The organism is Glutamicibacter sp. AGC84 (assembly GCF_053543575.1).
Map to the genome: position 1 here is coordinate 33823 of NZ_JBLVOC010000009.1, position 10163 is coordinate 43985.

Annotated in this window: 5 protein-coding genes and 1 pseudogene; 5 read left to right on the plus strand and 1 reads right to left on the minus strand. The window is 63.3% G+C overall.

Features of this window, described 5'->3' with window-relative positions; genetic code table 11:
- Positions 1–28: 28 nt before the first annotated feature.
- Positions 29–3547 carry a proline dehydrogenase family protein gene (locus ACNPN0_RS06210; protein ID WP_448937233.1) on the minus strand — a complete coding sequence of 1173 codons (3519 nt, stop codon included), beginning with the start codon at positions 3545–3547 and terminating at the stop codon, positions 29–31.
- Positions 3548–3780: 233 nt separating this feature from the next.
- On the opposite strand from ACNPN0_RS06210, the gene ACNPN0_RS06215 reads away from it, so the two are divergent.
- The 5 genes and pseudogenes from ACNPN0_RS06215 to ACNPN0_RS06235 form a co-directional block, all read left to right on the plus strand.
- Entirely contained in the window at positions 3781–4743 is a 963-nt protein-coding gene (locus ACNPN0_RS06215) for a LysR family transcriptional regulator (protein WP_359192602.1), read from the plus strand.
- A 136-nt stretch (positions 4744–4879) separates the two neighbouring features.
- The gene (gene putP, locus ACNPN0_RS06220) at positions 4880–6385 is read left to right on the plus strand and encodes a sodium/proline symporter PutP (protein ID WP_133834892.1); all 1506 of its coding nucleotides are present in this window, start codon (positions 4880–4882) and stop codon (positions 6383–6385) included.
- Positions 6386–6559: 174 nt separating this feature from the next.
- Entirely contained in the window at positions 6560–7963 is a 1404-nt protein-coding gene (locus tag ACNPN0_RS06225; RefSeq protein WP_166650866.1) for an NAD-dependent epimerase/dehydratase family protein, read from the plus strand.
- A gap of 225 nt (positions 7964–8188) precedes the next feature.
- Entirely contained in the window at positions 8189–9814 is a 1626-nt protein-coding gene (locus ACNPN0_RS06230) for a biotin carboxylase (protein ID WP_105658878.1), read from the plus strand.
- Positions 9804–10163 (plus strand): annotated as a pseudogene (locus ACNPN0_RS06235) (serine hydrolase domain-containing protein); the annotation flags it as partial. The gene ACNPN0_RS06230 and the pseudogene ACNPN0_RS06235, both read left to right, overlap by 11 nt.

The window sequence follows — 10163 nt, forward strand, 5'->3', positions numbered from 1 at the left end:
GCGGGCCACTGCTTTATGCGCTTGCCTGCTAGATCAGCGAATCACTGAGGTGATTCGGGGTGCCGAAGCGGTGAGCGGTGATGGATACGGCCTGCTCATGCAGGAACGGAAGCATCTCCACCCGTCCGGCAGCGGTCACCGGCGATGCGTAGATGGCCACATCCGGCTTGCCGTTGGCTGCCTCGGCGACAGCCTTCATCGAGCCGCCGATCAGGCGGATGCGGGCAGCGGACTCCGGACCGGTCTTCGCAGCCAGCTTCGCAGCACGGGCGGCGAATGCCGCAGCGTCTTCGCGCACCACGGTGACCGAGTTCTCGGCCAACAGGTTGCGCACGCCCAAGGGCAGCTGCACGTCAGCGGAGAAGATCACGCGGGAACCTGCGGTGACACCGGCGGCAATGACGCGCAGCGCCTCGGCCAGTCCGTGGCCGCTGGTGGCTTCTTCGAAGCGCACGGTCACGTCAACCGCGCGGTAGCGGAAGATGTTGCGCTCGGCGACCAGCCCCGAGCGGTCCTTGGCCTGGTTGAACTCGTTGTTCCACCACAGCTTGTCGCTGGCCAGTGCCGAGCCCAGCCACTGCGCCTGCTCCGAATCCAGTTCTGCGGTGTTCAGCAGGCGCTGGTCGAATGCCGAGAGCGCTGCGCCCTGCGTGGCGGGGGCGTCCACCCAGGAGCCCATGCCGACCAGGTAGTTCGGGCCGCCGGCCTTGGTGCCTGCGCCGATGGCCGACTTCTTCCAGCCGCCAAACGGCTGGCGCTGCACGATGGCACCGGTGATGCCGCGGTTGGCGTAGATGTTGCCCGCCTGGATGTTCTCCAGCCAGTAGCCCATCTCCGCCGAATCCAGCGAATGCAGGCCCGAGGTCAGGCCGTAGTCCACCTCGTTGACGATCTCCACCGCTTCTTCCAGGGTCTTGGCGGTCATCACGCCGAGAATCGGGCCGAAGTATTCGGTCTTGTGGTACTCGCTGCCGCGGGCCACATCGTAGCGCACGCCCGGCGAGTAGAGCTTGCCCGAGTCATCGAGCTGCTTCGGCTCAATGGCCCAACGCTCGCCGGCGCCCAGGGTGGTCAGGCCCCGCTTGAGCTTTTCGCCCGGCTCGCCGATCAATGGACCCATCTGGGATTCGGGGTTCCACGGGTAGCCGACCTTCAGCGACTTCACCGCATCGATCAGCTGGTTGTTGAAACGGCGGGATTCAGCCACCGAGCCCACCAGCACCACCAGCGAGGCTGCCGAGCACTTCTGTCCGGCGTGGCCGAAGGCCGACTGCACGACGTCGCGCGCAGCCAGATCCAGGTCGGCGTTCGGGGTGACGATGATGGCATTCTTGCCGGAGGTCTCAGCCAGCAGCGGCAGGTCCTTGCGGAAGGAGCGGAACAGTTCCGCGGTTTCGTAGCCGCCGGTGAGGATCAGGCGGTCCACGCGCTCATCGGAGACCAGCTGCTGGCCCAGGGAGCGATCGCCCACGAAGACCAGCTGCAGCACGTCCTTGGGCACGCCGGCATCCCACAGGCACTGCACCATGACGGCGCCCACGCGGGCGGCCTGGCTGGCAGGCTTGATGATCACCGAGGAACCGGCGGCCAGCGCCGAGAGGGTGGAACCGGCTGGGATCGCCATCGGGAAGTTCCATGGCGGGGTGACCACGGTCAGCTTCGACGGGACGAACTTCGCGCCATCCACGGCATCCAGTTCGCGGCCCAGTTCCGCGTAGTAGTGCGCGAAGTCGATGGCCTCGGAAATTTCCACATCGCCCTGGTCAATGGTCTTGCCGCATTCGGAGCCCAGGACCTCGAGCAAGGTGGCGCGGCGCTCCTCGAAGAGCAGGCCGGCACGGTGCAGGATCTGCGCGCGCTGGGCCGAGCCCAGCTGCTGCCAGCCGGCGGCGGCATCCACGCCCATGGCGATGGACTCGTCGAGTTCGCCGGCGCTGTTCAGGGTGTTGTTCTTGACCAGTTCCTTGCCCAGCGGCGATTCTTGCATCTTGGCCAGGATCTCGCGTCCCCAGGCACGGTTCTGGTTCAGGTCCGGGTCGGTATCGGGGGTGTTGAAGAATTCGGTGGAGCCGTCGGCGAAACCCGCCACGCGGGTGCTCAGCGACGGATCCTGGACCTGGCGGTTCTGCACGCGATGCGGGGCAGGGACCACATTGGACATGGCTTCCAGGGATGCGAGGAAGCGGTTCTTCTCGCGTTCGAACAAGGCCTCGTTCTTGGCCAGCTCGAAGACTGCGGACATGAAGTTTTCCTGGCTGGCGCCCTCTTCGAGGCGGCGGATCAGGTAGGCGATGGCCACGTCGAATTCCTGCGGGTGCACCACCGGGGTGTAGAGCAGCAGCGAGCCGACGTCCTTTCGCACCGCTTCGGCCTGGCCGGTGGCCATGCCCAGCAGCATTTCGAATTCGATGCCGTCGGTGGCGTTGCGCGACTTGGCCAGCAGCCAAGCCAGCGCGACATCAAAGAGGTTATGCCCGGCGATGCCGATGCGGATGTTCTTCACGTGTTCCGGACGCAGCGCGTATTCCAGCACGGACTTGTAGCTGGTGTCGGAGTCCTGCTTGGTGTGCCAGGTGGCCAGCGGCCAGCCGTGGATGTCAGCTTCCATGGTTTCCATTGGCAAGTTGGCGCCCTTGACCACGCGGACCTTGATCGGTGCGCCGCCTTCGGCCACGCGGGCCGCGGAGAATTCCTGGAGCTGGATCATCGCGCCCAGGGCATCTGGCAGGTAGGCCTGCAGCACGATGCCGGCGGGCAGGTCCTTGAATTCGGGCTTGGACAGGATCTTGGTGAAGACCGCGATGGTCAGCTCCAGGTCCTTGTACTCTTCCATGTCCAGGTTGATGAATTTCTTATTCGGGCTGTTGGCAGCCAGCTCATACAGCGGCTGCAGCTTGTCCACGATGTGCTCCACGGCTTCATCGAACGCCCAGTGGTTGTGCGGGGCGACGGTGGAGGAGACCTTGATCGACACGTAGTCCACGTCATCGCGTTCCAGCAGCTTGGTGGTGCCATCCAGGCGGCGGGCCGCTTCGTCTTCGCCGAGGATCGCTTCGCCGAGCAGGTTGACGTTCAGATCCACGCCCTCGCGCTTGATCTTGGAGATCGCGCCGCCCAGCTTGGCATCCGAGGCGTCAATGATCAGGTGGCCGACCATCTCGCGCAAGACCTTGCGGGCGATGGGGACAACTACCTGCGGCACGATTGGGGCCATGGCGCCGCCAACTGCGACGGCCTTGCGCATGTACCAGGGAAGGAAGCCTGGAACCATTGGGGCCAGCGCCTTGAGGTTGGCTGCCGCGACGTTCAGGTCTTCGGGGCGGATCACGCCATCGACGAAGCCTACGGTGAAGTCCAGGCCCTTGGGGTCCTTGAGCACTCCGGCCAGGCGGGCGGCGGCGGCATCTACGGGATATTCGGAAGCTTCGGTGAGCCAGCGGCGCACCAGCTTGATGACGTCGTCAGCGAGTTCGGCCGGCGAGGTGAGCGGGTTGCCGTCGGCATCTAGTGCGGCTGGCACTACGTGCTGGGTGGAGGTGAAAGACACTGGTGGTCCCTTCGATGCAATTCGTACTTGTGGTTCGGCACCGAACGCTGATGTCGTTATGGCTAATCCGGCGGCCTGCTGCTGCCAGTGGGCCGATAAGAAAAGCTGTGTGCAAGATCGAGTATGAACCTATATTGTCTTAAGCAAAAGTGAACAAAACCGAAGATGTTCGTTCGGTTTTGCCGAAGTGTCTGGACTCCGTGAGTCCCCATTAACTGAATGGCGGGAAATCCGTGCTTGAACTGAGAAGATTGCGCTTGCTTCGCGAATTGCATATCCGCGGAACCATTGCCGAGGTGGCCGATGCGCTGAGCTACTCCCCCTCCTCCGTGTCGCAGCAGCTGAGCCAGCTGGAAACCGAAACCGGAGTGGAGCTGCTGCGGCGCACCGGACGCACCCTCAAGCTCACCCCGCAGGCCCAGATCCTGGTGGCCCACACCGAAGAGCTGCTCGATTCCATGGAACGCGCCGAAGCGGATCTGTCCGCGGCCATGTCCACGGTGTCCGGAACCGTCCGGCTAGCGGTTTTCCAGACGGCCATGCTCCGGCTCATGCCGCCGGTACTGCGCGAACTGCGCACCAGGCACCCCAATCTGCGGGTGGAAATGAGCCAGCAGGAGCCAGCCGACGCGCTGAATGAAACCAGCAGCCGAAGTTTCGATTTGGTGGTCGCGGAGCAGTACTCGGGGCATTCCGCACCGCACTATGACAACCTCGATCGGCGTGTTCTGACTCACGATCCGATCCGACTGGCCTTGCCGGCACGGGGCGCGGCCGGAAACGCGGAATTCGACCGGGTGCACACCTTGGAGCATGCCAATTCCCTGCCCTGGGTGGTGGAGCCAGCGGGCGCCGCCAGCCGGCACTGGGCCCTGCAGGCTTGCCGGCTTGCGGGGTTCGAGCCGGACCTGCGCTACGAAACCGCTGATTTGCAGGCTCACGTGCAGTTAGTCGCTTCAGGCAACGCCGTGGCGATGCTCCCGGAGCTGGTTTTGCGCGACCAGCGCAGCAGCCTGCGCACGGTGGATCTGCCCGGCTCTCCGGAGCGCACCATCTTCACCGCCATGCGGCATTCCTCCACCCAGTCCCCGGCCATCCGCGCGGTGCGCAAATCGCTGCACGCGCAGCCCGGAATGAGTGATGCAAGCAACTCCGCGATTTTGGCTACCCCTGCAGACTTCGATACGGTCGAGTAGATAACAGAATGATCACAGACCTGATGGCACCCGGCGACAAACCGGAGAATTAGTGCCATAGTGGTGACTCGCACCACAGAAATCCGCGCCTATGGCGGCTGAGAAAAGCCCCAGGCACAAACGGTAATGAGGAAAAATGTCCGACCAGACTTTCCAGATGATTGCGATCGCAATTTACATGGCCGCCATGCTTGGCATCGGCTATATTGCATATCGCCGCACCAACAACATTGACGATTATATGCTGGCCGACCGCGGCCTGAAGCCGTGGGTCGCAGCCCTTTCCGCAGGCGCATCCGACATGTCCGGCTGGCTGCTCATGGGCCTGCCCGGCGCCATCTACCTCGGTGGCTTGCACGAAGCATGGATCGGCATCGGCCTGCTCATCGGCGCGTGGCTGAACTGGAAGTTCGTCGCCCCGCGGCTGCGTTCCTACACCGCGATCTCGCAGAACGCCATCACCATCCCGAGCTTCTTCGAAAAGCGCCTGAAGGACAACAGCCACCTGCTGCGCATCGGCGCATCGGTGATCATCCTGGTGTTCTTCACCTTCTACGTATCCTCGGGAATGGTGGCTGCAGGCAAGTTCTTCGAGGCTTCCTTCGGCTGGCAGTACCTTGCGGGCATGTTCTTCGTGGCCGGAATCACCTTGCTCTACACCCTGTTCGGCGGCTTCCTCGGAGCATCCTTGACCGATATGGTCCAGGGCGTGCTGATGTTCGCCGCGCTGATTGCCGTGCCAATTGTGGCAGTCATCCAGATCGGCAGCATCGGGGACATCACCTCGAAGGTCACCGAAGTCAATCCCGAAGCGTTCAACCTGTTTTCCTCCTTCAGCGACAACAGCGCGATCCTGGCCGCCGTGGCCATCTTCTCCACCGCAGCGTGGGGCCTGGGCTACTTCGGCCAGCCGCACATCATCGTGCGCTTCATGGCGCTGCGTACCCCGGGCGAAGCGAAGACCGCACGGCGCATCGGCATTGGCTGGATGTTCCTGACCACCCTGGGCGCCATCGCCACCGCGTTCATCGGCGTCGCGTACTTCGCCGATCAGCCGCTGGACAAGGCCAGCAGCGAAACTGTCTTCCTGCTGCTGAGCCAGATCTTCTTCCACCCGCTGATCGCCGGCCTGGTGCTCGCCGCTGTGCTGGCGGCCATCATGTCCACCATGTCCTCGCAGCTGATCGTCTGCTCCTCGGCATTGGTGGAGGACCTGTACAACATCACCGGCCGCAAGGCTTCGCCCAAGGCCCTGGTCATGCTGGGCCGCTCGGGCGTGCTGCTGGTGGCCGTCATCGCCGCCCTGCTGGCGCTGAACCCGAACTCCTCCATCCTTGAGCTGGTTTCCTTCGCGTGGGCGGGCTTCGGCGCCGCCTTCGGCCCGGTTGTCCTGCTGGCCCTGTACTGGCGCAAGCTGACCGCCGTGGGCGGTTTCGCCGGCATGGTCACCGGCGCCGTCGTGGTGTTCATCTGGGGCAACGTGGACGTGCTGGCCTCGGCCATGTACGAGATCGTCCCGGGCTTCCTCGCCGCACTGGTTGTCGCATGGCTGGTTTCCCGGGCAACCTACCGCCCGAACCCGACCATCGATGCCGAGTTCACCGAAATGGAACAGGAAGTCGGCGCGAAGGTTACCGCCTAGCCAACGCCCCGATGCAAAGCTCCCTTGGTCCGCATGGACCAAGGGAGCTTTTCCTGTTCTGGGACCCTGGTGTAACAGTTCAGGCAGGCTTCGATGTCTATCCTGCCGAAGTGCACCGGGCACAGTAGCCTAGAGCTATGCCCGATAAACCGAGCTGGAAGGAACTATTCCAAGATGAGCACCACGAGTAAATTCACGCACTGGCAGCGCACCGAGTCACAGTTCCTGGCCGCTGACCCGCAGGCCGTCTACTCGATCGTGGGCAACCTGTCGCAGACCGGCCAGTGGATGAAGAGCTTCGACGGCTTCGTCGTGCATGACGACCAGCGCGGCGTGGGCACCAAGGTGGACCTGCTGCCGCCGGGCAAATTCTTCGGCCCGCTGCACCGCAGCACCGCGCCTTCGGGTTCCATCACCCGGCGCAACCAGGACACCCTCATGGTGGAGTTCACCCAGCCGCAGCCGGCCGGTGAAATGGTCTTGCGCTGGCAGGTAGAGCCCCATGAGCACGGATCCGTGCTGCACTTCACCGCTGAGCTCAACGGCCCGGGCACCACCGCTTTCAAATTCACCGTGGCCAACGCCCTGTGCAAGGACTTCGCCATCGCGGCGGCCCGCCTGTACCGGATCATCGCCCCGGGTGCGCACCGCAAGCGCGATGCCCATGTGGTGATCTCCGGCGGTCGCGGATTCCTTGGCCGCAACCTCGTCGCCGATCTGGTCTGCCGCGGCATTTCCGTATCGGTGCTGACCCGCAACCCGGAAAATGATTTCCCTGCCGAGCAGTACAGCTGGGATGGCGTGCACCAGGGGCCCTGGGCCCGCGCGCTGTCCAGCAAGAATACGGTGCACCTGGTCAATCTGGCTGGCGAGCGCGTCGATAAGCGCAACACCCCGGAGAACATCGCAGCGCTCACCGACTCGCGCGTGGGCTCCACCAAGACCTTGGCCGAAGCCGCAGCCTCGGTGCCCCAGCTGGCCACCTGGATCCAGGCCAGCACCACCGCCATCTTCGGTGACGCCGGCGAGGAAGAGCTGACCGAGTCCAGCCCCGTGCCCAGCGACCAGCGCGCCCTGCCGGAAATGACCGGGGTCGCTTCGGCATGGGAGCAGGCCTTCGCCGAAGCTGCGGTCAACGCCGAGCAGCGCTATCTCTTGCGCACCTCGCTGGTGATGCACCCCGATGCTCCCCTGCTTGGCCCGCTGAACCTGCTGGTGAATACCGGCATGGGCGGTCCGCTGGGGGACGGCAAGCAGTGGTTCAGCTGGATTGGGCTGGAAGACTGGCTGCGCTTGATCCGTTGCCTGCTCGGCTTCGAAGAGCCCTCCATCCCTGCCGGCCTGGTTCATGCCGCCAGCCCGAAGCCGCTGCGCAATGCCGAGGTCATGGCCGCCTTGCGATCCATCGCGGGGTTGCCTGGCCTGCCCACCGGCTCGGTGCTGCCCAAGATCGGCGCCGCGGTCATGGGATCCAATGCCCGGGTCGCGTTGACCGGCCGCAAGGTCACCAGCGAAGTCTTGCAGCAGGCCGGATTCGAATTCCAGCAGCTGGATTTCGCATCGACGGTGTCTGGCTAGCAGCCGCCAGTTACCGCAATAAGGAGTAACCTTTACCTAGCTTTGAGCCCGAACCTGCCGTTGCATGCCACGTCACAGGCCGCATCGGCGGGGCGGGCTCAATGTTCACCACGCGTTAAGCAGAACGTGTGCCGGTGCTTACGATGAGCGCTGAGCATGAAACTGTCACGCATTGTGCCGTGCAACCGCCCTTCTTCGGACAGTTTCAAAGGACATCTCCACATCATGGCCAACATTCTTGAAGCCCACGCCCCGGCTTCTCGCCACCGCATGCCCAAACCCAGCGATCTGGACAAGCTGCGCCACAAGGCGCGCGTTGTTACCGATCAGCTCAGCGCAAACGTCGCCGTCGACGCGGCCTACAACGAGTCCGAACCCGCGAATCTCCCGGCCAAGGTCCTGCGCATGGACCGCAAGCTGAAGAACATGAGCGAAGTTCGCCATTTCTTCCGCACCAATACCACTCCGATCTTCTTCCTCGGCGCCACCCCGGTCAATCTGCTGGGCCTTGACCGATGGGTCCGCAAATTCAGCTACATCACCTACTACGACGGCTGGGACGGCCACCACCCGCGGGTCTTCACCCCCGCCGAGAAGCCCTATGTCGATTTCCAGAGCGCCGAAGAGATCAACAACTGGCTGCTGGAGAACTCCGAGGTCCGCGAATACATCGATTCCCAGTGCACCCCGGGCGGTCCCCGGCCGAAGATCGCGATGGTCTTCTTCGACGAGGAAACCGAATCAATCTGCGAGGAACTGGGCTACGACCTGATCCTGCCCTCGGCCGCCTTGCGCACCGAACTGGACTCGAAGATCGTTACCACCAAGCTGGGCAATGCCGCCGGCGCACCATCGGTGCCCAACGTGCTGGGCACCGCCGATAACTACGACGAGCTCATGGAACTGGCCGGGGAAGCCGGCCTGGGCAAGGACCTGGTGGTCCAGACCCCCTACGGGGATTCGGGCAAGACGACCTTCTTCATCGACTCGAAGGCGCAGTTCAAGGCGCATGCCAAGAACATCATCGGCGAACAGCTCAAGATCATGAAGCGCATCAACAACCAGCCGGTAGCCGTTGAGGCAGTGCTGACCGAATGCGGCACGGTGGTGGGGCCGATCCTGACCGAACTGGCCGGCTACAAGGAACTGACTCCGTACAAGGGCGGCTGGTGCGGCAATGAGATGCACCCGGATGTGGTCACCGACTCGCAGCGTTCGCGCGCCATCGATCTGGTCCGCAAGGTGGGCAACGGTCTGAAGGACACCGGCTACCGCGGCTTCTTCGAGGTGGACGTGCTGGTGGACACCGACACCGACGAGGTGTACCTGGGCGAACTGAACCCGCGCATCTCCGGGGCCAGCGCCATCACCAACGTCACCGCCGGAGCCTATGCCGACGTGCCGCTGTTCCTCTTCCACCTGCTTGAATTCCTTGATGTGGAATTCGAGCTGGACGTTGACGAGATCAATGCTCGCTGGGAAGAGATGAGCGGGGCTGATGTCTGGAGCCACATGATCATCAAGGAAACCGATGACATCCTGCAGTACATCACCCATGCCCCACGCACCGGAAACTATTACCTCGACTCGCGCGGCAAGCTGCAATTTTCCCGTTCCGCATTGGACTGGCACCAGCTGCAGACCCACAAGGAAGCATTCTTCCTGCGCATCTACGGCGTAGAGGATTACCGATGGAAGGGAGCCGATCTTGGGGTCCTGGTCACCAAGGCCAAGCTGCAGTACGAAGGCAAGAAGAAAACCAAGCTCAGCATCGATGCCAAGCACTTCATCTCCTGCATCCGATCCCAATACAAGGGAATTGACGTTCCGCCATCAGAGCATGGCAACTGAAGCGACTGATGCCGCCGGGCACATGGCGGCCAACTTGGCAGGTCCTCCCAGCAAGGCGCTGAACATCGCCACCTGGCAGTACCCGCAGAATATCAAGCGCTCATTCCAGAACATCGCCAGGATCCATCCCACCGTGAAGGTTTCGCGCGGCGATGGCCCGATCGTCAGGCTGCACCTGGCCGAGGAGAAGCTGGGCAAACTGGAAGTGGCCAAGGCGAGCATTACCGAGCCGGCGCTGACCGTGCGCGGGGTAATGCACGCGACCAATACCGACGCCGTGCTGGTTATGCACAATGGACGGATCCTCTGGGAGAAGTACTACAACACCATGACGTCGCTGACCGATCAT